We start from the raw sequence: 23,909 nt of genomic DNA on the forward strand, positions 1-23,909 counted from the left end.
ACCAATTGTATTCGCCATCATGCCCGCGACTCGCGCGTATCCGTCCGCTGGTTCACCCAGTCGGCGACGAAACTGATTGCCAGTAGTGTCAGGCACATCGCGGTCGCCGGCACGAAGACAATGTAGGGCAGTCTGTTCAGATCGGCCCGACCCTCGTTCATGAGGCCGCCCCAGCTCGCCTGGGGGGGCGGTACGCCCAGACCGAGGAAGCTCAGAGCGCCTTCTGCCGAGATCGCGAGCGCGATCATGGTCAGGGCGAACGGCATGACGACCAGCATCACGTTCGGAACCATCTCGCGCCAGAGGATGCGCGCGCTGTTCGAGCCCATCGCCTTCGCCGCCTGGACGAAGTCGCGTTGCGCATACCCCATCGCGGACGACCGCGCGAGTCGCGAGACCAGCGGAATCGCGACGACGCCCATGCCGAGGATCAACGTGCCCAGGCTCGGACCGAGGAAGGTCGTCAGCGCGATGAGAGCCACGATCGTGGGGAACGCGAGCAGGATGTCGTTGAACCACCCGACCAGGCGATCCCACACTCCGCCGAAGTATCCGGCGGCGGTGCCCATCGCCATGCCGATGATGAGGGCGATCAGCGTAGAACCGACGCCCACCGACAGGCTCACGCCCGCACCCGCGACGGTTCGAGACAGCAGATCCCGCCCAAGGGCATCGGTACCCAGCGGGTGCCCCCACACCGTGAAGGGGGGCGTTCGCACAGCGGCGTAGTCGGACACGGCCGGGTCAGGAAGCGGGAGAATCGGCTGCAGCAGGACCATGGCGACAACGACGCCGAGCCACACGAAGGAGGCCCAGACGTAGACGGGGATCCGGGCGCGCTGCGGACGGGCGCGCCGGATCGCCATGATGGTTGCGGTATTCGGGATCTGGGTCACGCTGTCACTCGCACTCTCGGATCGATGGCCATGTGGATGAGGTCCGTGATGAAGTTGACGACCACGAAAGCGACGGCGAACAGTAGAACCAGTGCCTGCACCGTCGTGTAGTCCCGACTGTTGATCGCATGCACGAGGAGCGTACCGAGGCCGGGAAGACCACAGATGACCTCCACGACGACGGCACCGCCGAGCAGAACACCGACGTGCAGACCGGCGACGGTGATGAGCGGGGGCAGCGACGGCTTCAGTGCGGAGTTCCACAGCAGCTCGCGACGCGAATACCCCAGTGATCGCCCCACGAGTACGTAATCCATCCGGAGTGAGTCGATGACCGACTCGCGGAGTACGCGTGTATACACCGCGATGAGCAGTGCGCTGACCGCCAGTGTCGGGATGATCAGGGAGACCGTGCTCGCCCAGACGCCCTCCTGCAGCGGCACGTAGCCGACAGCGGGCAGCCATCCGAGTGCGACGGCGAACACCGAGATGCCGACCATCGCCAACACGTAGTTCGGGATGGCTTGCATTGCGAAGTTGATCGCTGTCACAGCGCGGTCCACCCCGCGGTCGCGGCGTGCTGCGACATACAGGGCAACCGGCACCGCGACGACCAGGCTGAAGACCTGCGCCATCACCATCAGGTGAATCGTCACCGGCAGGTTGTTGAGGATGCCGGATGACACCGGCTGGTTATTGACGTAGGACACACCGAAGTTGCCCTGGAGGATCTTCACGATCCAGTTCCCATACTGCTGCCACGCCGGCAGGTCCAGTCCCAGATCCTTTCGGATCTCGGCGATGAGCTGCGGATCGGCGTTCCCGGACTGCGCGGCGAGCGCCAGGGCAGGGTCGCCTGGGAGGAGGCGGATCAGCAGGAATGTGAGCACGCTGATGCCGAATAGAACGATGATCAGGTGCACCATCCTGGATACGACGGGCTTCATGCTTCTCCAGTTGAGCGATACGGGTCACGTCGAGTGCTGTCCACGTTTGCAGTCAGCACTCGACGCGACCGATGAGGGGGCTGGGGTCGGTTACTTCGCGACCCACACGGAGCTGAGGTCGAACACCTCGATCGTACGGGTCGTCGGGTCTCCGTCGGGGAAGCCCTTGACCTTCGGTCCGAGCACCCGGCCGGAGCCGGCGCTGACGATCGGTACCGTGACCACGTTCTTGGCCAGCACATCGAGGATCTTGGGCACGACCGCCAGGCGGTCCGCGTCGGAGAGTGCAGCCGCGGACTTGTCGAACAGTGCATCGAGCTCGGGGATACTGACCTTGCTCCAGTTCCTCGTGCTGCCCGTCCGGAAGGCCTGGCTGAGCGCCGTGGTCGTCTCGGGCTGGAAGGCGCGAGTGATCAGTGCGATGTCGAAGTCACCACCGGCAAACTTCCCGACGAGGGCCGTCTGGTCCTGGGTCTCGATGTTCACCGTGACGCCGATTGCACCGAGCATCTGCTGCACCAGCGGGGCAACCTGCGCGTTGTCACCGCCCGGGACGATCGTCACAGTCAGGTCCAGCTTGCTCTTGCCGGTGTCTGCGAGATACTCGTCGATGAGTTTCTTGGCGTCCTTCACGTTCTCCGAAGGCCACTTGGCGCCCTTGCCCGCGTACGGGTGGCTGGGGACCAGGATTCCATCCATCGGCTGGTGCAGCCCCTCATAGACCACCTGGTTGACGGCCTTGCGGTCGATTGCCTCGTTCAGCGCAGTGCGCACACGGATGTCGGAGAGCACCTCGTTCTGGTTGTTCAGGATCATGTAGAACGCCGAGTACGCCGGCTGCTCGAGCCCGACGAGTCCTGCCGCGCGCGCTTTCTCGACGGCAGGGACGGACGCGACGGTGGCCCCGTCCAGGTTGCCTGCACGCACGCCATCGATGCGTGAGTTCTCCTCCTGGACGGTGGTCAGCGTGACCTTGTCCAGGTACGGCAGCCCCTCCGAGGCGAACTTGTAGTCGGGGTTCTTGACCAGAACGACCTTGGCACCCGGCGTGAACGACTCCACCTTGAACGGTCCAGCACCAACGGGCTTGGTCGCGAAGTCAGCACCGGCGGCTTCCTTGGCAGTGGGCGATGGAATGAAGCCCATCGAATTCTCCGTGAACAACAACCCGAACTGGTTGTTCGGGGCCGCGAGGGTGAACTTGACGGTGAAATCGTCGACGGCGGTCATGCCCGCGATCTTGCGCGCGTCGCCCGCCTGGGTCGATGTCGAGCCCTCGGCTGCGACGTTGGTCAGGTGGGTGATGACCGCTGCTGCGTTGAGCGGGGTGCCATCGGTGAACTTGACGTCGGGGTCGAGAGCCATCGTCCACACCACGTTGTCCTGGGTCTTGAGCGACTTCGCGAGGTTGGGCTTGACACCACCGTCAGCGGTCGCCGACATCAGCGAGCCGAAGATCGACTTCATGGCGAGCACCATCGAGTCACCCATGACCCCGGCGGGCTCCAGGGTCTGAATGGGAAGCCAGATGCCCCACGTCAGTTCGCCACCCTCGACCGGTTTGCCGATTGCAAGCTGCTGCCCACCGAACTGTCCCGTCGTGACATCGGCATTGGCCTTGTCCGTGACACCCGGACTTGGTGCGCCGCCGGTGCACGCCACCAGCCCCATGGCCACTGCTGCCATCATCGCGAGGTAAGTGATTCTTCGACCAAACGCCATTGCTGCCTCCTTGCAGTACGGGCATGGTTCCAACCGACCCTGGGAATGGGGTCGTCGTTCCTGCCACCGGGGGTAACTATATATCATACATTCCGTAAGTGACAACTCTCCCTCGAGCCACTCGTGGACTGGCTCCCTGCCCAGGCGGCACACTCGGGAAATGCGGAGTCGGCCTAGGCTGAAACAATGCGATTCGGAATGTTTGTACCCCAGGGCTGGCGTCACGATCTGGTCGGCATCGAGCCGGCCGAGCAATGGGCGGCGATGAGCGGCCTCGCCGCACACGCCGACGCGGGGCCGTGGGAGTCGATCTGGGTCTACGACCACTTCCACACCGTTCCGGTGCCAACGGATGAGGCCACCCACGAAGCCTGGACGCTCTTGTCCGCATTCGCCGCGATCACGTCGCGGGTGCGCCTGGGCCAGATGTGCACGTGCATGAGCTATCGCAACCCCGCCTACCTCGCCAAGGTCGCGGCGACCGTCGACATCATTTCCGGCGGACGGGTCGAAATGGGCATCGGCGCCGGCTGGTACGAGCACGAGTGGAAGGCATACGGCTACGGCTTCCCGCGCGCCGGCGAGCGGCTCGCCCGCCTCGACGAGGGCGTCCAGATCATGAAGCAGGCCTGGGCCACCGGCTCGGCCACCCTGAACGGCGATCACTACCAGGTGGACGGCGCAATCGTGCGCCCACTCCCGCTGCAGAAAGACGGCATCCCACTGTGGATCGCCGGCGGTGGCGAGAAGGTCACCCTGCGGATCGCCGCCCAGTACGCGGACTACACCAACTTCGCCGGCGCGCCGGAGGAGTTCACCCACAAGAGCGACCTCCTCCGCCAGCACTGCGCCGACCAGGGCCGAGATTTCGACGCCATCACCCGGTCGGCGAACTACAACACCATCGTCGCCGCGACGGAGGCGGAAGTCGCCGACCGCATCGACGCGATCGAGGCCCGCGTCACGCCATACCTGGGCGAAGCCAAAGCCGCCGAGTTCGTCGCGGAATACCGCGGCGGCGAGGCACTCGGCGTCGGAACCCCCGAACAGGTCGCCGAGCGGCTCGTCGCGATGCGCTCGCGCGGTCTCGGCTACTCCATTCATTACTTCCCCGAGGCCGCATACGACCAAAGCGGGATGGACCTGTTCGAGCGGGAGGTCATGCCGGCCCTGCTCTAGCCGGCCGCGCCCGCGCCCACCCGCACGACGCGTCATCCGCACAGGGAAAGCTGCGATACTCGGGCGATCGCGGCGCATCGCACGCGCATTTCCGCGTGACGCAGGAGCAGACGTATGACCAGCACCACCCCCAGACCGAACACCGGGCATCCGCTGCACCAGCCATTCAGCTGGGTCGAGGACGGCCGGTCACACACGGCACACTGGCACTCCGAGGGCGGCTGGCCCGCGCCAACCCGGCTGGTCAGCGCTGACGATCGCACCACCGCCGACGCCGCCTATTGGCTGGTGAAGAACGGAACGGCCCTGCTCTGGCGGGGCGACTACCGCGGCGCGCGGCAACTGCTGAGCGCGCTGGGGCGGCGCATCGACCAGCGCGTCGGCCGTGGCCAGCGGATGCCGCGGGCGGACCTCGCGACCGTCTTCCGTCGGCAGCGGGTCGAGTCGGCCGAGCGCGCGCGACTGCTCGGGATGCTCCTGGTTCCCCTCGACCCCGACTACGGCATCCCCCTTCGTCGCTCCCCCGATGCGCGGCTGGCCTGCACCGAGACGTGGGGCGAGACAACGGAGCCGTCCGTCACCTCGCTTCGCGAGCTGGTCGGCGTGATCGGCGCGCACGAATGGCGCACCACGGGCGTTGAGATTCCGGCGCTCGAGGGGCGGATCCACCCGCACTACGGGGTGTTCTCGCCGATTCGCGGGGAATACCTCGACCTGGTCGCTACCGCGCCGCTGGGCTCCGCGGCCACGGCGTTCGACATCGGAACCGGCACCGGCGTGCTTGCGGCGATCCTCGCTCACCGCGGAATCCGCCACGTGGTCGGCACCGACCAGGAACCCCGCGCCCTGGCGTGCGCGCGGGCCAACATCGACCGGCTGGGCCTGGCCGCCCAGGTCGACATCGTCAAGGCCGACCTGTTCCCGGTGGGACGCGCGGATCTCATCGTCTGCAACCCGCCGTGGATCCCCGCCGCGGCGGCGACCTCGACCGATCACGCCGTGTACGACCCGGACAGCCGGATGCTGCTCGGATTCCTGGACGGCCTCGCGGAGCACCTGGAGCTGGGCGGCGAGGGCTGGCTGGTCATCTCCGACATCGCCGAACGGCTGGGCCTGCGCTCCCGCGGAGACCTGCTCGACGCGATCGAGGGCGCCGGGCTCGCCGTCGAAGGGCGGATGGACATCAGACCCGTCCACGGTCGCGCGGCGGACGCCACCGATCCGCTGCATGCGGCGCGCTCAGCGGAGGTCACCTCGCTGTGGCGGCTTCGCGCCGCCTGACCTGGCGGCGTGCAGTCGCCGGTGCGAGACTTGCGGGTCCGGTCGAGGGTGCCCGTTCTGCCGGTAACCCTCGTCCGGGTAGGTAATCCTTGGCCCTTACCGCCCCCGGTAGTGCGCCCTCGCCTCAGGGTCAAGGTGTTCGGTGGCGTAGCTGAGAGCAGTGCGCGGCATCCGCTGTGCGTACTCATCGAGGAAGCCGATCAGCAGCTGGCGGTCGACGCGCTTGCCCACCTCGCGCAGCATCCACCCGACGGCCTTGTGCATGAGGTCCTCGCTATCGCACCGCAAACGGGCGGCAAGCTCGAGGGTGGTGCCGGCGTCGCCCCGCATGATCAGGCCGAGGGTGGCGACGATCGCCACCCGGCGTTCCCAGAGGACGCTGCTCCCGGCGAGTTCGGCCAACACGTCGCGCGGCCGATCGAAGAGATAGTCGCCGAGCAGGGTCGGCGCAGAGGAGTCGACCAGGTCCCAGTTGTTCACCTGGCCGGCTCGCACAGCATCGAGGTAATACTCGCTGAGACGCGTGCGTGCGACGTCGTCGCGGCCCCGGGCCGACGTCGCTTGGTCGTACTGCCTCACCAGGGTCAGCAGGCCGGCGAGCCGGTGCTCATGCACCGCGCTGCCGAGCAGGGCACCGACCTCATCGAGCGGCAGGCCGGAGAAGCGCTTGACCACCACCCTGGTCGCGGGAACGCTCACCCCGATGAAGACGTCCCCCTCCCCGTACTGCCCGGGACCGGTCTTGAAGAACCGCGCCGAGCCTGCCGCGCGCTCGGGCGACGCCACCAACGCCAGCGCGGCCCGCACCGCCTCGGCGGTCGGCGCCGTGGCGTCCGCTGTCTCGCTCATGTTCCGCACTCTACCCACCTGCTGCCATCCGATCCGCCTCGTCCCGCCGGGCTGGCACGGAGGGCCGTTGACAGCTCGTGCATAACTCCTGCTGAACGCAGGGCGTCCCGGCCAGAACCGCGAAATCATGAGGCGGTCCAGCCGCGGTTGCCGAATAGTGCAGGAGTTATGCACAGCGCATGAGCCGTCCGACGTGCTGCGAGGGGTGCCCAGTCGGTTCCGGGCCGATCCAGCCGGGACGGAGCAACCCGACGGCCGCGTTCCACGCACGTTAGTTGCGTCCACGCGCATGAAAACGCTGGTCAGTCCCGGTTACGCTGGGTGAGACGCGCACCATGCCGGGTCAGCACACGCCGCAGTCGCGGCCGATCCACGAGGACGGGAGGTTCCCATGTCGAATTACACTGCAGAAGCACTGGTCGGTGAGCCCGAGGTCGTCGAGGACGTTCTCGACAGCGACACCCGTGAACTCGCCGGCAGCGTCGAAACGAACCCGGCCTGGCTCCGGCTGAAGGCCGCCGCCACAGCGCTGCAGGGCGTGCAGGTCACGGACGGCTCGATCCCCGAACGCTCAGACCACGCGGATGCGGCGGCCCAGGTCGCGACGATCGTCGCCGCGATCGAAGCGCTCGCCCCGCTGTTCCCGCACGATTCCGCGTACCTCGAGGCAGTCGTCGTCGACTTCACGCGCTGGGCTTCCGGGCACGACGAGGTCGCACCCTTCGGCGTCCCCGACTTCTACGACTCCCTGATGGCGTTCCAGCCGCAGCTGAGTCGCGTCGACGGCATCCGTCACCTGGTCGTGTTCCCGATGTACACGCAGAACGGGAGCACCGACCGGCTGGTTGAGGCGGTGCTGATCGAGGTGATCTGGCCGGAGTTCATCGGGGAGCTGGAGAAGGAGTACACGAACGCACTGTTCGTGCCGATCCGCTTCGTCGATTTCACGCCCGGGTACGACACGAACTCGGCCGTGCTCTTCCCCGAGACCGTGGCGATGCGGCAGATTCCGACCTTCACCTGGGGCGCGATCTTCCAGGACCGCGAAGCCGCCAGGTACCGGCGGGTGGTGCGAGCGGCCGCGGAGATCACCCGGCTCGACCTGCCCGCCGAAGCCAAGCAGCTGCTCGACGACCAGCACCTCACCGAGGAAATGTTCGTCATGTGGGACCTCATCCACGACCGCACCCACATGCGCGGCGACCTTCCGTTCGACCCGTTCATGATCAAGCAGCGGATGCCGTTCTTCCTCTACTCCCTGGAGGAACTGCGCTGCGACCTGACCGCCTTCCGCGAGTCGGTGAAGATCGAACGCGACGAGGATGCCAGTCCCGAGGCGCGCACGCACGCCAAACTGGTGCAGTACGGCGTGATCTTCGACCGGATCTTCCGCTTCGCGATCACCGGCACCCGGGTGCGCAACTACGACGGCCTCGGCGGGCAGCTGCTGTTCGCCTGGATGCACCAGCACCAGGTGCTGCACTGGACCGACACCAAGCTCACCTTCGACTGGGACGCGGTACCGGAGGTCGTCATCGCCCTCGGCGCCCGCATCGAAGAGCTGTACTGGCGCTCCATCGACCGGCCGAAGAAGGCGCATTGGCTCGCCGCGTACGAGATGATCCGGGAGACGCTCACTCCGAACCCGGCGTCGAACTGGGCCCGCGGCCTCCCGGACGACGTGCTCGCCGGCCCGCCCAAGGGGTACACCGACCGGGTGCTCGACGATGAATTCCCGCTGTCGATGTTCTTCGAGGCCCTCGACAAGAAGATGAAACCGGTCATCGAGTCCACCGTGGGGATCACCGCACGTGACTAGCAGCAGCCTTTCACCCCGGCCCGTCGTCGGTCGCACCGTGCTCATCGCCGGTGCGACCAGCGCGGCCGGGGTCGCGGTCGCCGACGCGCTCTGTACCGCCGGCGCGACCGTGATCGCGGTCGGTTCCAACGAAGGGCGACTGCAGTCGCTGCGCGACACCGTGACGGATGCCGTCACCTACGTCTGCGACCTCGGCGACTTCTCCGCGGTGCACGAGCTGGCGGCGGCCGTTCACGCGGAGCATGGCGCGATCGACGGGCTGATCCACCTGGTCGGCGGCTGGCGAGGCGGTGGCGGGTTGACCGGCCAGACCGATGACGACTGGGACTTCCTGCACAGCCATGTGCTGACCACGCTCCGCAACACCACTCGCGCCTTCAACAACGACCTGCTCGACTCGCCGGCCGGGCGCCTGGCGATCGTCTCATCCGTCACGGTCGAGAATCCCGCCCCCGGCGGGGCGAACTACGCGTCGGCGAAGGCGGCGGCGGAGACGTGGACCCGGGCCGTGGGCCGCGGTTTCGCCACCGCGGAGTCGGCTGCCGCCGCCGTGATCTTCGTGGTGCGCTCGCTCACCGGGCTGGAGCATGAACTCGCCACCCGCGTCGTCGACCTGTGGGACGCGGATGCGGCATCCGTCAACAACACCCGGGTGCGTCTCGGCGACTAGCCAGCCCCTCCTGCCCTTCTCCGCGCCGCTCGTCGGGAGTAGCCTCGACCGCAACGACCCGCAGTTGCAGAGCGAAGGAGCATCGTGACATCCCTCTGGCTCGATCGCGCAGGCTTGATTGCCACCGACCCGTTCGTCACCGGCGCCCGGTTCGACACCGTCGTGGTCGGCGGTGGACTCACCGGGCTCACCATCGGCCTGCTTCTGGCTCGTTCCGGCCAGTCGGTGGCAGTGCTCGAAGCCAGGCACCTCGCGTCGGTGACCACGGGAAACACCACCGGGAAGGTGAGCCTGCTGCACGGTGCCCAACTGTCCCACGTGATCTCGCACAACTCGGGCACTGTCGCGCGAGCGTACGTGGAGGCGAACCGGGAGGGACAGCAGTGGTTGCTGCGGTATTGCCAGGAGCACGCCGTGCCGGTCCAGCGGCGTGACGCGTTCACCTACGCCGGCACACCGGACGGTGCCGAATCGGTGCGCCGCGAATACGATGCCTGCCGCGAGGCGGGGCTCGACGTCACGCTGGAGAGGGAGACCGAGCTTCCCTTTCCGACCTACGGCGCCGTCAGGCTGCCGGACCAGGCGCAGATCGACCCGCTTGACGTCGTCGAGGGCCTGTCCGGCGACCTTCGGGCGCACGGCGGGGTGATCTGCGAAGGCGTGCTGGTAACGGATGTCGATGAGGCCGGTGATCACGCCGAGCTCACCACGTCACGCGGCGCCGTGCACGCCGGCCGGGTGGTGCTCGCGACGGGAACGCCGTTCCTCGCGCGCGGCGCCTATTTCGCCCGGCTCAAGCCGCTTCGCTCCTACGCGGTGGCGTTCCGCGTGCCCGGGTCGATCCCCCAGGGGATGTACCTCTCCCTGGACGAGCCGACCCGGTCGCTTCGCACTGCTCCCGTCGGCGCCGAGGAGTTCCTGGTGGTTGGCGGGAACGGCCACGTCGTCGGCCGGGAACGGGCGGCCGCCGCGCAGTGGCGCGACCTGGAGGCGTGGACGCACGACCACTTCCCCGGCGCCGAACGAACGCACGGCTGGTCGGCCCAGGACTATCGTTCGCTGGACTACGCGCCATACGTCGGGCCGATCGAACCGGGAAACGAGCGCGTGTTCGTCGCGACCGGCTTCAACAAGTGGGGGCTGTCGAACGCGGTCGCGGCGAGCATCGCGCTGTCCGGAATGCTGCTGGACGGAGCGATGAAGTGGGCGGACACCCTGTACGAACGACCCCCGACGTTGACCGACGCTCCTGACGCCGTGGCCTTGAACGCCGGCGTCGGTTTCGAATTGGCCAAGGACTGGCTCGGCCAGACGTTCTCCCACAAGCCGGCGGCGCCGCCGGCCGAGGGCGAGGGCGTGACCTACCGGGAGGGGATGAGCCCGGTCGGCGCCTGCACCGTCGGCGGGACCACCTCGCGGGTATCGGGTGTCTGCACCCACCTCGGCGGGGTACTCGGTTGGAACGACGCGGAGAAGTCCTGGGACTGCCCGCTGCACGGCTCTCGCTTCAGCCACGACGGCACCCGGCTTGAGGGTCCGGCCCTGCGCGACCTCGAGCGGGTGGCCGACTCACCGGAATAACCGCACCCCCAATCCGGGGCATCTGGCGCGCGAACCATCATCCGGCCAGTAGGCTCGCGGCGGAGCCTTTCGGGGGGCATTGAACTTTGTGTCGTGTTCACTTTCACCAGTCTCCGCTCCAGATGACGTCGACAGTGAATGAGGACAAACAAACGTGAAGATCACTCCCACAATCGGGCTGCGCCGCATCGCGGCCCTCGGCCTGAGCATCGCCATGGTCGGCGGACTCTCCCTCGTGGCCGCCGCGCCCGCATCCGCCGCCCCAGACGTCTATACCTTGAGCGGTTCGGTGCTCGCGCAGGGCGATGGTGCCAGCGCACCCCTGCAAGGAGCCGACGTTGCGATCGACAATGGTCCGTCCTCCGTCACCGACTCGAACGGGGAATTCTCCCTGGTGGTGGAACCGGGCACCCTCAGCCTGACCATTGACGCAGACGGCTACCAGTCCGACTCGCTCTCCGTGACCATGCCGAGCAGGGACCTTGCGCTCGGCCCAATCACCCTCCAGGCCAATGAGCCCCCCGCACCCGCAACGTACTCGATCAGCGGCGTGGTCACGGCCACGGACGCAAACCCGAGCTTCGCCCCCACCGTTGTGCTCTCGGGCATTGCGGGATCCTCCCCGTGGCAGACCCAGCCCGACGCAGAGGGAAACTTCACCTTTGAGCGTCTCGACCCGAGCGCTGATCTCTCGCTGACCGTTTCAGCTGAGGGCTACGGAACGCTCGTCAAGGACGTCCCCGTCACCGACTCGGACGTCACCGTGACGATCGAACTCCTCCCCAACCTTCCTGCAGGCACCGTCTCGATCTCCGGCGCCCAGACCGTGGGCAGCACGCTCACCGCCACGCCCGCCGGATGGCCGGCCGGCACCACCTTCAGCTTCCAGTGGGGCGCTGTCGGCCCGCACGCCCAGAGCTCGGGTGACCTGGACGGCGCCAACTCCAGCACGCTGGTCGTGACGAGTGAAACCGTTGGCAAGCGGATCTGGGTGCAGGCCATCGGCTCCAAGGCCGGCTTCGCCGACAGCTACTCCGACCTGTTCGTCTCTGCCGCTCCCAAGCTGCCGACCATGGCTGCCCCGGCGGCGAATTCGACGGACCTCGCGGCCTTCCTGGCGGCAAACGACTCAACCCCGCAGCCGCAGACATCCGCTGGTCTTCCGGCCGGCGACCTGAACCCGACGAAGAGCTACACCGCCAACGTTCCGTTCACCGGTGGTGACGACTTCGTGGACGTGTACCTGTACTCGACGCCGATCAGTGTCGGCACGTTCCCGGTCGTGAACGGCGTTGCGCAGGTCACCCTGAGCGCCAGCGTGCTCAGCCAGCTTGCCGCCGGATCGCACACCCTCGTCGTGGTCGGCCAGTTCTCCGGAGTCGTGTCGAGCGTCGCCATCGGTGTCTCCGCCGTGCTCGCTGAAACTGGATTCAACGCCGGCGCACCCGTCGGTGCCGCGGCGCTCCTGCTGCTTCTGGGTACCGCACTGGTTCTCGTGCGTCGCCGCCGGGCGCTGCAGGCCTGATCCACTGAAATGAACTGAGGGCACGGCCGAGAGGTCGTGCCCTCACTCGTTCGCGCACCTGGGTGCCGCCGGCGGGCATCCGCTCACAAAATCGGACGACCCCCGGTGACGGCGAGGCGGGCGCCCGAGATGAAACTGCCGTCGTTGGACGCGAGAAGTACGTACGCCGGTGCGAGCTCGGCCGGCTGACCTGCACGACCAAGCGGCACGTCGTCACCGAACTCCGCCACCTTCTCCTCCGGCATGGTGGACGGGATCAGCGGCGTCCAGATTGGCCCTGGAGCGACGCTGTTCACCCGGATCCCCTTCTCGCCGAGCAGTTGTGCGAGGCTCGCGGCGAAGTTCGCGATCGCCGCCTTGGTGGCGGCGTATGGCGCCAGTGTGGGGTTGGGCATGTCAGAGTTCACCGACGAGCTGCCGATGATCGACGACCCCGGCGCCATGTGCGGCACGGCCGCCTTCACCAGGTGGAACATTGCGCCGATGTTGACCTTGAAGGTGTAGTCCCATTCCTCCTCGGTGATCTCGTCAAGGGACGGGTGTGACATCTGGAAGGCGGCGTTGCTGACAAGCACGTCGATCCTCCCGAACTCGGCGACGGCCGTGTCGATCACCGTACGGCACTGCTCGGAGGTCACCAGGTCCCCGCGCACCAGCACTGCCCTGCGACCTGCCGCTTCGACCAGGGCTGCGGTGTCCCGGGCATCGTCGTCCTCGCTCAGGTACGAGATCAGCACGTCGGCGCCTTCGCGGGCGAACGCGATGGCGACGGCACGGCCGATGCCGCTGTCGCCGCCCGTGATCACGGCGGCCTTTCCGGTCAGTTTTCCGCTGCCGCGGTAGCTTTCCTCACCGCAGTCCGGCACGGGTGTCATCTTCGACTGGACCCCGGGTACTTCCTGCTGCTGTGCGGGCTGGCTCATGGTGACCTCCTGGACGATGGGCGGATGCGCGTTGGCCTACACCGTAGACCGGCCCCCCGTGCCCGACAAGGTGTCGCTCTCACTCCCCGACGACCGGTTCGTCACCCTTCCACTCCAGTGGCACGACGTTCATGCCGCGGTACACCACCGCTGGGTCCCAGGAGTGGAACACCAGTCGCTCGGTGCCGTCCATCGCGGTCACGATGTCCTGGCCGCCCGGGCCCAAATACCGCCCGTGCGAGCGCGCCGTGCTGAACCACGCGCCGTCATGTTTGGTGTACGGCCCGGTGATCGCCTGCGCGGTGGCGTACCCGATCGCGTACTGGTCACCGCCGTAATTGTTCGCCGAATAGAAGAGGACGTAGGTCGAACCGTGCTTGACGAGAACCGGGGCCTCCACCAGCGAGCCCTCCCAGTCATCCGTCTGTTTGATCAACTTCGTCGACGGACCGGCAAGCTGCAGGCCGTCCGGGGAGAGGGGTGCCACCTGTAGCCAGGTGTCTTTGGCACAGCAGTTGCCGTCGTTCTTCCACACCAGGTAGCGGATGCCGCCGTCGACAAACGTGCTCGGGTCGATGGCGCCGCCCTCGTCAGCCGGGCAGATGAGCGCCGAGTCGCCAGCCGGCCGGAAGGGGCCCTCCGGAGCAGTCGCGGTGGCCACGCCGATGCACTGGAACGCCGGATCGGAATTCGCGGTGGTGAAGTACATGACGAAGTGGCCTGGTGAGAATTCGGAGACGTCCGGCGCCCAGGTTCGCCCCGGAATCGCCCAGTCCGGCAGCCCCGGAAGCGCGTCGGAATCGGAGACCGCCCATGTCTTCAGATCGGCGGAGGTCGCAACCTGCACGTTCACCGCCGCCGTGTTCGTGGCGTAGGCGTAGTAGGTATCGCCGAACCGCGAGACGTCCGGGTCAGGGAAGTCCTGGTCGATCGCGAACGGCGCGACGCTGTCGTCGGTCGGGGACGTCGCCGGGGAGTCAACGGATGCTCCGCCCGAGCACGCGCACAGGCCGACAGCGACGGTCACCGCCACAACCATCGCCAGCCGAGCGGTGAGCGGATGCCGCACCTCAGCCCTTCAGCCCTGAACTGGCCACGCTGTCCACGATCTGGCGTTGCGCGAGGGTGAAGATGATGAGCACCGGGATGGAGGCGATGACGGCGCCGGCCATGACGATCCCGAAATGGGTGGAGTATGCACCCTGCAAAACCGCCAGCCCCGGTTGCAGCGTGAGATTCTCCGGGCTCAGCAGCACATAGATGGGCCAGAGGAAGTCGTTCCAGTTCGCGAGGAAGCTCAGCACCGCGAGCGTCGCGAGCGCGGGCCGCGACAGCGGCAGCACGATCTGCAGGAAGATCCGGATGTCGCCGGCCCCGTCGATACGGGCGGCCTCCTCGATCTCACCGGGCAGTCCGATGAAGAACTGGCGGAGGAAGAAGATCCCGAACGCGCCGGCGGCGCCGGGGATCGTGATCGCCCAGATCGAATCGAGCCAACCGAAATTCTGCACGATGAGGTAGTTCGGGATCAGGAAGATGACCGGCGGCACCAACAGCGTGGCGACGATCGCGCCGAACACGATCCGCTTCCCGCGGAACTCCATGCGCGCGAGGGCATAGGCCCCCATCGACGCGGTCACCAGGATGATCACCGTCTGCAGGCTGGCGGCCGCCATGCTGTTCAGGAACCAGCGGAAGATCGGCTGCTGCCCGCTGGAGAGAGTCTGGTACGCGTCGAAGACGAACGGGATCGGCCACGGGGAGGCCGGGCGGTTGATCGCGTCGAAGTCCGTCTTGAACGAGGTGAAGAAGATCCAGACCAGCGGCACAACGATCACCAGCGCGGTGACACAGAGCACGACGTAGAGGCCGACCCGCCCGGGCCGGCGCGGGCGCCGTGACGGCGGCGACGGCTGGCGTGCCGCGGATTCCCCGGGCTGGGCGGCGCCAGGGGTCGGAATCGGGCGGGAGAGGCTGTTCGTTGTCATGGGAACCGTCACTCCATGTTTTCGCGCTGCAGGCGGAAATTGATCAGGCTGATGACCAGCAGGAAAGCGAACAGTACGTAGCTCATGGCCGATGCGGCACCCATCTGGTTCTGCGAGAGTCCCTGGTCGGCGATGTACATGACGGCGGTCCTGGTGGCGTGCCCCGGACGCCCGTTGGTGATCAAATACGCCTGCCCGAACATATTGGCCGACGCGAGGATCGTCACGGTCGTGACGAAAGCCATGACCGGTCGGAGACCAGGCAGTGTCACGCTCGTGAACTTCCGCCAGGCTCCCGCGCCGTCAACCGCTGCGGCGTCGTAAAGCTCGGTGTTGATCCCCTTCAGCCCAGCCAGCAGGATCACCGTGTTGAAACCGAGCGTCCACCAGATCGTCACACCGACCAGGGTCACCCACACCCAGGGCACGTCAACGGTCCAGGGCGTGTTCGACGGCAGGCCCACCAGCGCGAGCAGGTTGTTCACAACGCCCAGCTGCGGGTCGAGCAGGTATTTCCACATGACGCCGATCACCGCGACGCCGAGCACGTACGGCGCGAAGAAGATCGCGCGGAATGCCGTGCCGCCTCTGATCTTCTGGTTGAGCAGGATCGCAATGGCGAGGGGGACGAGGATCAGGAAGGGCACGCTGCACACCGTGAAGATGCCCGTGGCACCCATGCTCAGCCAGAAGTCGCCCGACGTGATCGAACCCGGCGTGAACAGGTCGACGTAGTTCTGCAGGCCGACGAACGGCTGGTTGGGCAGGAGGGGGTTCCAGATGTGCAGGCTGATCCAGAGGCCGTATACCGCGGGCGCAACCACGAACACGACGAAGAGGATCAGGAACGGCGCGAGGAAGAGGTAGGCGGTGCCCGTCTTCCGCCGAACGCCCGCGCCCCCGGGGCGGGTGCCCCGGGGAACGACGGGTGCCAGTGTCGTGCTAGCCACCGTACTGGCTCTTGTTCTGCTTCAGCAGCTGGTTCGCCTTCGTGACGGCGTCATCCAGAGCCTGCTTGGGCGTCTTCTTCCCGAGGACCGCCTCGTTCAGAGCGGTCGTGATCGTGGCGTTGGCGGCGCTGATGCCGGGTGAGACCGTTTCGTAGTGCGCATACGGCAGCTCGTCCATGAACGGCTTGAGGTTCGGGTACTTGGACAGCAGCGCCGGGTCGTTGCGGACCGTGTTCGCTGCCGGCAGTTCGCCGGTCTCCGCCCAGCCCGCCGAGTTGTCGTTCATCCACTTGACGAACGTCGCCGCGGCGGCCGTCTTGTTCTTGTCCTGGCCCTTGTTATTCACGAAGACCCAGTGGGTGGAACTCGACCAGACGGCCTTCTCGGTGCCGATCTGCGGCACCGGGGCCGCAACCCACTGGACGTTCGGCAGGGCCTCGTTGGTGGTCTGCCACACGCCGTTCCAGTTGAAGGCCGTCTTCCCCGCGACGAGCGCGTTGAAGTTGCCGTCCTGCGCAACGTCGCTCGGGCTGTGGCCGTTCTTGATCAGATCAGTCATCCAGGTCAATGCCTGCACCCCGGCATCGGAGTTGAAGGTCGCCTCTGAGACGTCCTTGTTGTAGAGGTCGCCGCCGAACTGCCAGACCAGCGTCTCGAATTCGAAGGTGCCGGTGAACACATACCCGTCGACCCACTCCCCCTGCACGCCGGCCGCCTTCAGCGCGTCCAGCGCCTTCTGGTAGCTGGCCTTGTCGGTGGGCAGGGCGGCCGGGTCGAGGCCCGCCGAGGTCAGCACCGTCTTGTTGACGTAAAGACCGAGCGGCGTGACGCTCCACGGGATGGCGTACTGCGCGCCGCCGTAGTTGCCGGCCTTGAACACCCCTTCGGGGAAGTCGCTCTCGCCGTAGCCCAGCGACTTCACAATGTCATCGCTCTTGAGCAGGAGCCCCTGCGCCGCGTACGTGGCCAGGTCGTCGCCGTGTGCGACGGAGACGTCGGGCCCCTTTCCCGCCTTGATCGCCAGCGGCATCTTGGCCGAGATGTCACCCCACTGCATGGGGACGTCCTTGACGACGATGTTCTTGTGTTCGGTGTTGAATTTCTGGATGAGCTTCGGGACCAGCACCGGGGCCGCACCACCTGTCCAGCCGTTCCAGAAGCTGATGGTGACGTTGGGCCCTGTGTAGTCGCCGCCGGACACCGAGTTCGTGCCGGCCCCGTTTCCGCCGCCGCTGCAAGCCACGAGCGCCATACCGACGCCCAGCGCCAGCGTCGCAGCGAATGCGCGCCGACTGAATCGTTTGTTCACTGTGGTGCTCCCCTTCGAGTGTGATCGCCGGGCCACGCCCTGGGCGAGAAATCCCGGTCCGGGGAAACGGCCCTCCAGGGGAGAACAGTTCGCCCTCGAACCTTGGTCGTGAATTTACAGCGCTGTAATATTCGTGTCAAGGCCTTGTGCCCGCACGGCGTCGCACCGACGCTAAAGTCGACAGCGGCGCCGTGCATGAATATTCGTGCACGAATATCACCGTGGCGCAGTCAGAGGAGCGGGGCGCATGGCACAAGTACGGCTGCAGGATGTCGCTCACCTGGCTGGAGTGTCGATGAAGACCGTCTCCAATGTGGTTCACAATTACCCGCACGTGAGCGCCGGCATGCGAGAACGCGTGCAGAAGGCGATTGACGAGCTGGGCTACCGCCCCAACGCCCTGGGACGACGCCTGGCCACCGGCAAGACCGGGCTGCTGGCCTTGGCCTTCGCCGACGTCAGCATCCCGTACTTTGCGGAACTCGCCCGGGTCGTTTCTGCCGCGGCCACCCGGCGCGGCTACCGGCTGCTGCTCGAGCAAACCGACGGAACCCTGGCGGGTGAACGGGCGGTGGTATCCAGCAGCGAAGCCGGCCTCGTCGACGGCGTCATCTTCCAACCGTCGGTGATGTCATCGTATGAGATCGCCCAGCACCGCAACGATGTCCCCCTGGTGCTGCTCGGCGAGGGGCCGGCCCCGTTGAGCGTGGATCACGTGATGATCGACAACGCCCGCGCGGCAGGTGAAGCCACCGCGCATCTGCTCGCCCTCGGGCGCACCCGGATCGGGTTCGTCGGCCATGAGGAGCGCGGTCAGTCGGCCACATCGAGCCAGCGCCTGATGGGGTACCAGGAGGCGCTTGAGCGGGCGGGGATCCGAGTGGACATGACACTCCTCCTTCCCAGCCGGACCATCTCCGCGCTGGGCGCCGCCGACGCCGTCGGCGCGGCCCTAGACAGCGGCCTGCGATTCGACGGCCTGGTCTGCCGCGACGACCTGGCAGCCATCGGCTCACTGCGCGCGCTGCAGGAGCGCGGTTTCACGGTTCCCGGTGATGTCGCGCTCACGGGCTGGGACGACATCCCGATGGCCTCGTTCACGCATCCCAGCCTGACGACCGTCTCCGCCGACACGCTCGCCCTCGCCGAGAACGCACTGGACATGCTGGAGGAGCGCATCGGTGGATACGACGGGGTGGGCCGGCACCGCATCGTCGAATACGTCCTGGTCACCCGCGAAAGCGCGCCGGCCGCCGCCATGCCCGTCGCTGTCTAGGGGTGGTCGGCAGCCGTCGCCTGCGTCCCAGGTGCGCCGTTTTACAGCGCTATAAAACTAAGGCACACTGTACGCATGAAGACGGATGCCGTCAGCGGCGACTCCCCAGCGGTGCGAGCGAGCGAACAAGACGGCTCGTATCCGCGGCCCCAACTGCTCCGAGCCGAATGGGTCGACCTCTCCGGCCCCTGGGCATTCCGTTTCGACGATGACGACGCTGGGCTCGCCGAGCGCTGGTACCAGCGGCCACAGTTCGACACGACGATCCTGGTTCCGTTCCCTCCGGAGTCCCCGGCGTCGGGCATTCACGACACCGGGCACCACGCCACCGTGTGGTACCACCGTGAGATCAGCCCGGCCGAGGTGGCGGCGGCAGGTCGTCATCGGCGCGTCATCCTGCATTTCGCGGCCGTCGACTACCGCTGCCAGGTCTGGCTGAACGGCATATTCCTTGGCGGGCATGAAGGGGGCCATATTCCGTTCAGCTTCGATATCAGCCATGCGCTCGATGCCCGCGGCGACCGCGATACCGGTCCGCACAGCCTGGTCGTGCGGGCCGAAGATGATCCGCTCGACGTCTCGCAGCCGCGCGGCAAGCAGGACTGGCAGCTCGATCCTCATTCGATCTGGTACCACCGCACCACAGGCATCTGGCAGCCGGTCTGGCTGGAGGCGGTCGCAGACCTCGCCATCGAGTCGGTGCACTGGGTCCCGGACGTGCCGGCGTCCTGCGTTCGGGTGTCGCTGCGATTGAATTCGAGGCCACCGCAGGGCACGACCGCCTCGATCTCGCTCTCGTACGACGGTGTTCCGGTAGCCGAGGTGTCTGCACCCGCCGCCGGAGACTGGATTGAAGCTGTCGTGGAGTTGCCGAACCAACGCAACGGGCAGGCCTATGAACAACTCCTGTGGTCACCCGAGGCTCCGCGGCTTCTCGACGCGGAGATCACCCTCCAGTCGCCGGGGGGAGGTGACACTGACACCGTCTACTCCTACCTGGGACTCCGGTCCACCGCGGTGGACCGCGGCGCGTTCCTGCTGAATGACCGCCCCTACTATGTGCGGTCGGTGTTGAGCCAGGGCTACTGGCCACAATCCCACCTGGCCAGCCCTTCGGCCGGTGCGCTCCGGGACGAGGTGCAGCTGATCAAGGACCTCGGCTTCAACGCCGCCCGGATCCACCAGAAAATCGAAGACCCACGGATGTTGTTCTGGGCAGACCGGCTGGGACTCCTGGTCTGGGGCGAGACGCCGAGTGCATTCGAGTTCACCCCGAAAGCCGTGAACCGAATGATCGCGGAGTGGACGGCCGTGATCGAACGCGACCTCTCGCATCCGTGCATCGTCACGTGGGTGCCGCTCAACGAGAGCTGGGGCGTGCAGCACATTGCCCACACCCCGGCCATGCGCGACTACGCCCGCACCCTGTTCCACCTGACCAAGACGCTTGACCCGTCGCGGCCGGTCGTCTCCAACGACGGCTGGGAGCACCTGGACTCCGACATCTGGTCGGTGCACGACTACGAGTGGGCGGCGCAGGTGGTGCGCGACCGCTACGGGGATGACGCGGCCAGGGAGCGCCTCTTCGCGGGCATGGGTCCGGCCGGGCGCCGGATCCGGCTCTCCGCGGAAGCCGACCGTGGCCAGCCGGTGATGCTCACCGAGTTCGGGGGCATCCAGTTCACCGCCGGGGAGGCCCCGGGCGACGCCTGGGGCTATTCGCGTGCGTCGTCGGAATCGGACTTCGCCGAGCGGGTGGGCTCCCTCGTTGCGGCCGTTCAATCGAGTCCCTTCCTCGCCGGCTTCTGCTACACCCAGCTCACCGACACGATGCAGGAGGCCAACGGTCTCTGCGATGAGAATCGCGTGCCGAAGCTCCCGGCCGCGGACATCTCCCGCTTCATCCGCGGGGCAGAATGAGGAGATGACCTCTCCCCTCTCCGGCACCCAGTTCGTCCTGACCCACGGCGACTACACGGCCACCATCGCCAGCGTCGGTGCCACCCTCCGCAGCCTCCGGCACGCCGGGCGCGACCTGGTGGTTCCGTTCGACGCCGACGAGGTGCGCCCCGTCTACCGCGGGGCAACCCTGGCGCCCTGGCCGAACCGGGTGACCGGTGGGCGCTACACATTCGGTGACGTGACCCGTCAACTTGCGCTGACCGAGCCGGCCAGGGCACACGCCCTGCATGGTCTCGTCGGCTGGCTCGACTTCGTCGACCTCGACCAGGCCGCGGACCGCGTGCTGCTGGCCACCACGGTCGAAGCACAGGAGGGCTACCCCTTCCGCCTGCAGGTGCGGGTCGAGTTCGTACTGGGCGACGACGGACTGCGAACCACCGTGACCACCCGGAACACCGGTGCCGATGCCGCCCCGTACGGAACCGGTCCGCATCCCTACCTGGTCGCGGGCGAGGGTCGCGTCAACGACTGGACGCTCACGCTGCCCGCCGAGCGGGTGCTCACCGTGACCGAGGACCGGTTGATCCCGATCGTCCTCACCGACGTCGCCGCGGAGGGTGACGGCGTCTTCGACTTCCGCGCGCCGCGCGCCATCGGCGACACGTTCATCGATCACGCCTTCACAGGGCTCGGCCGCGACACCCACGGTGTCGCCGAGGTGCGCCTGACCGCGCCCTCCGGAACCGGGGTGATGATGCGCTGGGACACGTCGTGCCCGTGGGTGCAGGTTCACACGGCCGACCATGTCGACACCGCCCTGCACCGCCTCGGCCTGGCCGTGGAGCCGATGACCTGCCCGCCAGATGCCTTCAACTCGGGCATCGACCTCATCATCCTCGAACCGGGCGCGTATGCGTCGGCGAGCTGGAGCATCGCCGCACTCTGACCCTGCCTCGCAGAGCGCCGGTACCTGCGCTTGCCGGTGGGCGGTTCGGGGCCGAGACTACTGGGACACGCATCCGCCACCGTCGAAGGGAAACACGTCAATGCCCACCATCACCGTCGGAACCGAGAACTCCGCCCCGATCGAGCTGTATTACGAAGACCAGGGGTCCGGCACGCCCGTCGTGCTCATCCACGGCTACCCGCTCGACGGGCACTCCTGGGAACGTCAGACCCGCGCGCTCCTGGACGCCGGATACCGAGTGGTCACCTACGACCGGCGCGGTTTCGGTCGCTCCAGCCAGCCGTCGGTCGGCTACGACTATGACACCTTCGCCGAAGACCTCCGCCAGCTGCTGGACACCCTCGACCTGAACGGTGTCGTACTGGCGGGCTTCTCGATGGGCACGGGCGAAGTGGCCCGCTATCTCGGACGGTACGGCTCCGGCCGGGTGTCGAAGGCCGTCTTCATCGCCTCTCTCCAGCCGTACCTGCTGAAGACAGACGACAATCCAACCGGGGCCGGCCCGATCGAGTTCTTCAAGGGCATCGCGGACACCGTCATCACCGACCGGTACGCGTACTACACCGAGTTCTACAAGACCTTCTTCAATCTCGACGAGAATCTCGGCTCACGGATCAGCGAGGAGGCCGTGCGAAACAGCTGGAATGTCGCCGCTATGGGTGGCGCGATCGCCGCGTCGGCGGCGCCCCTGGCCTGGCCCACAGACTTCCGCGGTGACATCCCGGCAATCGACGTCCCGGCCCTCATCGTGCACGGCACCGCCGACAATGTCCTGCCGATCGACTCGACCGGCCGCCCGTTCCACCAGGCGTTACCGGCGGCGGACTATGTGGAGATCGAGGGCGCCCCGCATTGCCTGATCTGGACCCACGCCGCGGAGGTCAACGCCGCCCTGCTGGGGTTCCTCGCCAAGTAGGCGTGGCGCCGACTCCGCTCTTCAACTCCTGCTCGGTTACTTCGTCGCCGGCGGCTCATTGAGCGGACCGAACATCATGTCGACGTCGGCCATCTCCATATCCGCGGTGGCCTGGATCAGCTCGAGGAGTTCCGGATCGAGGCCCGGGGTGAACTCCTCGAAACGCTCAGGAGCGATTGTCGACGGCACTCCTTCCGGGGCCTGCTCGCTGGCGTCCAGGGTGGTGCCGTCTTTCGATGGTGAGAGGCCCTGGAAGATCTTGCCGGCCTCCGACTGGTTGGCGAGGTCGAATGTGTACTGCTTGCTCTGCAGCCCGAGGTCGAGCAGCCGCTTGACCTCGGGGAACTTCTCCGCATTGGTCTTCGGTATCGGCAGTACCTTGTTCCAGCCCACGCTGAGCGTCTCGAGGGCCTTCGCGTACGCGTTCTCGTGTGCCTGGTCCCGCACTATCAGGTAGGCGATGGTGGATCGCGCGGTTGCGTTGTCGGTCATCTCGTAGATGCGGCACTTCTGCAGCCGCCCGGTCGACTCCAGCATGAGGTTGTAGAGAAGATCCAGCACGAGATTGCCGGAGTTGTACACATAACTGCCGCTCCACGGGTTCCCTGCGGCGTCCACCGGCAAAGCCCCTTGGGCGCCGACCAGGTAGTGGTGGATGTTGCTCTGCGACAGTGCGAGCTGTAGCGGAATCGCCCCGCCGGCGCCCGGGGTGTCCAGCGGGTCGGTCGGCGTGCCCTGGTAACGCGGCGAACCGTCCAGCAACCTGGAAATCGTGGTGCCGATCAGCTCGACGTGGCTGATTTCCTCGGTCCCGATACCCTGAAGCAGGTCGCGGTAGGGCTTGGCGGCTGCGCCCCGGAAATTCATGCTCTGGAACAGGTATTGCATCATCGTGCGCATCTCGCCGAACTGGCCGCCGAGGCCTTCTTGCAGGGCATTTGCGGCGGCGGGGTCCGGCTCGTCCGGAACAATGTCATTGATCAGTCGCTGCACGTGAAAGAACATGTTTCCTCCAACTGGCGTAGACCGGGGGCATTCGCCCACCGATTTTGCCCGCTAAGGTACGACTGCCGCTCCGAGTCGACAAGGGGGTTGATTGCGCCTGGATTCCGTGGGTCTGCTACATGCCGGAGGAGCGGGGCGTGTACCCCAACTTCAATCTTGAGGAGAATCTCGGCTCACGGACGCCGCCCTGCTGGAGTTCCTCGC

General features: G+C 66.8%; 20 protein-coding genes. 10 read left to right on the plus strand and 10 right to left on the minus strand.

The annotated features are described in order from the left end of the window. Positions 1 to 17 precede the first annotated feature (17 nt). From AB4Y94_RS06260 to AB4Y94_RS06270, 3 genes are all read right to left on the minus strand, one after another. Positions 18 to 896, minus strand: a complete 879-nt coding sequence (locus tag AB4Y94_RS06260; RefSeq protein ID WP_441726248.1) for an ABC transporter permease — start codon at positions 894 to 896, stop codon at positions 18 to 20. Further along, the gene (locus AB4Y94_RS06265; RefSeq protein ID WP_441726251.1) at positions 893 to 1,843 is read right to left on the minus strand and encodes an ABC transporter permease; all 951 of its coding nucleotides are present in this window, start codon (positions 1,841 to 1,843) and stop codon (positions 893 to 895) included. Before AB4Y94_RS06265 ends, AB4Y94_RS06260 begins: the two co-directional genes overlap by 4 nt. A 90-nt stretch (positions 1,844 to 1,933) precedes the next feature. Continuing rightward, positions 1,934 to 3,565 (minus strand): ABC transporter substrate-binding protein, encoded by a 1,632-nt coding sequence (locus AB4Y94_RS06270; RefSeq protein WP_441726253.1) that lies wholly within the window; start codon positions 3,563 to 3,565, stop codon positions 1,934 to 1,936. A 186-nt stretch (positions 3,566 to 3,751) separates the two neighbouring features. Here AB4Y94_RS06270 and AB4Y94_RS06275 point away from each other — a divergent pair, with 186 nt between their 5' ends. Both AB4Y94_RS06275 and AB4Y94_RS06280 read left to right on the plus strand, forming a co-directional pair. After that, positions 3,752 to 4,744, plus strand: a complete 993-nt coding sequence (locus AB4Y94_RS06275) for an LLM class F420-dependent oxidoreductase (RefSeq protein WP_441726256.1) — start codon at positions 3,752 to 3,754, stop codon at positions 4,742 to 4,744. 114 nt (positions 4,745 to 4,858) lie between these two features. Beyond that, a complete protein-coding gene (locus AB4Y94_RS06280) occupies positions 4,859 to 6,025 on the plus strand; it encodes a methyltransferase (RefSeq protein WP_441726258.1) in 1,167 nt (388 codons plus the stop codon). A 96-nt stretch (positions 6,026 to 6,121) separates the two neighbouring features. Here the strand turns inward: AB4Y94_RS06280 and AB4Y94_RS06285 are convergent, their stop codons facing one another. After that, positions 6,122 to 6,874, minus strand: a complete 753-nt coding sequence (locus AB4Y94_RS06285) for a DNA alkylation repair protein (protein ID WP_441726261.1) — start codon at positions 6,872 to 6,874, stop codon at positions 6,122 to 6,124. A 391-nt stretch (positions 6,875 to 7,265) separates the two neighbouring features. On the opposite strand from AB4Y94_RS06285, the gene AB4Y94_RS06290 reads away from it, so the two are divergent. The 4 genes from AB4Y94_RS06290 to AB4Y94_RS06305 all read left to right on the plus strand — a co-directional run bounded on the left by AB4Y94_RS06290 (position 7,266) and on the right by AB4Y94_RS06305 (position 12,469). Further along, positions 7,266 to 8,693: a DUF6421 family protein gene (locus tag AB4Y94_RS06290; protein ID WP_441726263.1), complete on the plus strand. Its 1,428-nt coding sequence runs from the start codon at positions 7,266 to 7,268 to the stop codon at positions 8,691 to 8,693. After that, the gene (locus AB4Y94_RS06295; protein ID WP_441726266.1) at positions 8,686 to 9,363 is read left to right on the plus strand and encodes an SDR family NAD(P)-dependent oxidoreductase; all 678 of its coding nucleotides are present in this window, start codon (positions 8,686 to 8,688) and stop codon (positions 9,361 to 9,363) included. The genes AB4Y94_RS06290 and AB4Y94_RS06295 overlap by 8 nt, the downstream gene beginning before the upstream one ends. Positions 9,364 to 9,447: 84 nt before the next feature. Further along, the gene (locus AB4Y94_RS06300) at positions 9,448 to 10,944 is read left to right on the plus strand and encodes an FAD-dependent oxidoreductase (protein ID WP_441726269.1); all 1,497 of its coding nucleotides are present in this window, start codon (positions 9,448 to 9,450) and stop codon (positions 10,942 to 10,944) included. A gap of 154 nt (positions 10,945 to 11,098) precedes the next feature. Further along, a complete protein-coding gene (locus AB4Y94_RS06305; RefSeq protein ID WP_441726272.1) occupies positions 11,099 to 12,469 on the plus strand; it encodes a carboxypeptidase-like regulatory domain-containing protein in 1,371 nt (456 codons plus the stop codon). A gap of 83 nt (positions 12,470 to 12,552) precedes the next feature. On the opposite strand, the gene AB4Y94_RS06310 is transcribed toward AB4Y94_RS06305, so the two are convergent. The 5 genes from AB4Y94_RS06310 to AB4Y94_RS06330 all read right to left on the minus strand — a co-directional run bounded on the left by AB4Y94_RS06310 (position 12,553) and on the right by AB4Y94_RS06330 (position 17,639). Beyond that, a complete protein-coding gene (locus AB4Y94_RS06310; protein WP_441726274.1) occupies positions 12,553 to 13,392 on the minus strand; it encodes an SDR family oxidoreductase in 840 nt (279 codons plus the stop codon). A gap of 79 nt (positions 13,393 to 13,471) precedes the next feature. Beyond that, the gene (locus AB4Y94_RS06315; RefSeq protein WP_441726276.1) at positions 13,472 to 14,419 is read right to left on the minus strand and encodes a glycoside hydrolase family 43 protein; all 948 of its coding nucleotides are present in this window, start codon (positions 14,417 to 14,419) and stop codon (positions 13,472 to 13,474) included. 43 nt (positions 14,420 to 14,462) lie between these two features. Further along, positions 14,463 to 15,380, minus strand: coding sequence for a carbohydrate ABC transporter permease (locus AB4Y94_RS06320; RefSeq protein WP_441726279.1), 918 nt, complete (start codon positions 15,378 to 15,380; stop codon positions 14,463 to 14,465). A gap of 8 nt (positions 15,381 to 15,388) precedes the next feature. After that, on the minus strand, positions 15,389 to 16,330 hold the full coding sequence (locus tag AB4Y94_RS06325; RefSeq protein ID WP_441726282.1) for a carbohydrate ABC transporter permease: 942 nt from the start codon (positions 16,328 to 16,330) through the stop codon (positions 15,389 to 15,391). Further along, the gene (locus tag AB4Y94_RS06330; RefSeq protein ID WP_441726284.1) at positions 16,323 to 17,639 is read right to left on the minus strand and encodes an ABC transporter substrate-binding protein; all 1,317 of its coding nucleotides are present in this window, start codon (positions 17,637 to 17,639) and stop codon (positions 16,323 to 16,325) included. Before AB4Y94_RS06330 ends, AB4Y94_RS06325 begins: the two co-directional genes overlap by 8 nt. A 247-nt stretch (positions 17,640 to 17,886) precedes the next feature. On the opposite strand from AB4Y94_RS06330, the gene AB4Y94_RS06335 reads away from it, so the two are divergent. From AB4Y94_RS06335 to AB4Y94_RS06350, 4 genes are all read left to right on the plus strand, one after another. After that, entirely contained in the window at positions 17,887 to 18,915 is a 1,029-nt protein-coding gene (locus tag AB4Y94_RS06335) for a LacI family DNA-binding transcriptional regulator (protein ID WP_441726287.1), read from the plus strand. Positions 18,916 to 18,990: 75 nt separating this feature from the next. After that, on the plus strand, positions 18,991 to 20,835 hold the full coding sequence (locus AB4Y94_RS06340) for a glycoside hydrolase family 2 protein (RefSeq protein WP_441726290.1): 1,845 nt from the start codon (positions 18,991 to 18,993) through the stop codon (positions 20,833 to 20,835). A 4-nt stretch (positions 20,836 to 20,839) separates the two neighbouring features. Further along, positions 20,840 to 21,763, plus strand: coding sequence for an aldose 1-epimerase family protein (locus AB4Y94_RS06345; RefSeq protein ID WP_441726293.1), 924 nt, complete (start codon positions 20,840 to 20,842; stop codon positions 21,761 to 21,763). 100 nt (positions 21,764 to 21,863) lie between these two features. Beyond that, positions 21,864 to 22,700, plus strand: a complete 837-nt coding sequence (locus AB4Y94_RS06350; RefSeq protein WP_441726296.1) for an alpha/beta fold hydrolase — start codon at positions 21,864 to 21,866, stop codon at positions 22,698 to 22,700. A gap of 36 nt (positions 22,701 to 22,736) precedes the next feature. Here the strand turns inward: AB4Y94_RS06350 and AB4Y94_RS06355 are convergent, their stop codons facing one another. Further along, entirely contained in the window at positions 22,737 to 23,705 is a 969-nt protein-coding gene (locus AB4Y94_RS06355; protein ID WP_441726299.1) for a manganese catalase family protein, read from the minus strand. Between the last annotated feature and the right edge of the window lie 204 nt (positions 23,706 to 23,909).

It is taken from the genome of Glaciibacter sp. 2TAF33 (genome assembly GCF_052114945.1).
Lineage (GTDB): Bacteria > Actinomycetota > Actinomycetes > Actinomycetales > Microbacteriaceae > Cryobacterium.

What these genes read in the sequence shown, in the direction of transcription:
- AB4Y94_RS06340 (WP_441726290.1), top strand. Translation starts at nt 18,991, where the DNA reads ATGAAGACGGATGCCGTCAGCGGCGACTCCCCAGCGGTGCGAGCGAGC.
- AB4Y94_RS06320 (WP_441726279.1), bottom strand. Translation starts at nt 15,380, where the DNA reads ATGACAACGAACAGCCTCTCCCGCCCGATTCCGACCCCTGGCGCCGCC.
- AB4Y94_RS06285 (WP_441726261.1), bottom strand. Translation starts at nt 6,874, where the DNA reads ATGAGCGAGACAGCGGACGCCACGGCGCCGACCGCCGAGGCGGTGCGG.
- AB4Y94_RS06270 (WP_441726253.1), bottom strand. Translation starts at nt 3,565, where the DNA reads ATGGCGTTTGGTCGAAGAATCACTTACCTCGCGATGATGGCAGCAGTG.
- AB4Y94_RS06310 (WP_441726274.1), bottom strand. Translation starts at nt 13,392, where the DNA reads ATGAGCCAGCCCGCACAGCAGCAGGAAGTACCCGGGGTCCAGTCGAAG.
- AB4Y94_RS06275 (WP_441726256.1), top strand. Translation starts at nt 3,752, where the DNA reads ATGCGATTCGGAATGTTTGTACCCCAGGGCTGGCGTCACGATCTGGTC.
- AB4Y94_RS06280 (WP_441726258.1), top strand. Translation starts at nt 4,859, where the DNA reads ATGACCAGCACCACCCCCAGACCGAACACCGGGCATCCGCTGCACCAG.
- AB4Y94_RS06265 (WP_441726251.1), bottom strand. Translation starts at nt 1,843, where the DNA reads ATGAAGCCCGTCGTATCCAGGATGGTGCACCTGATCATCGTTCTATTC.
- AB4Y94_RS06345 (WP_441726293.1), top strand. Translation starts at nt 20,840, where the DNA reads ATGACCTCTCCCCTCTCCGGCACCCAGTTCGTCCTGACCCACGGCGAC.
- AB4Y94_RS06335 (WP_441726287.1), top strand. Translation starts at nt 17,887, where the DNA reads ATGGCACAAGTACGGCTGCAGGATGTCGCTCACCTGGCTGGAGTGTCG.
- AB4Y94_RS06290 (WP_441726263.1), top strand. Translation starts at nt 7,266, where the DNA reads ATGTCGAATTACACTGCAGAAGCACTGGTCGGTGAGCCCGAGGTCGTC.
- AB4Y94_RS06350 (WP_441726296.1), top strand. Translation starts at nt 21,864, where the DNA reads ATGCCCACCATCACCGTCGGAACCGAGAACTCCGCCCCGATCGAGCTG.
- AB4Y94_RS06355 (WP_441726299.1), bottom strand. Translation starts at nt 23,705, where the DNA reads ATGTTCTTTCACGTGCAGCGACTGATCAATGACATTGTTCCGGACGAG.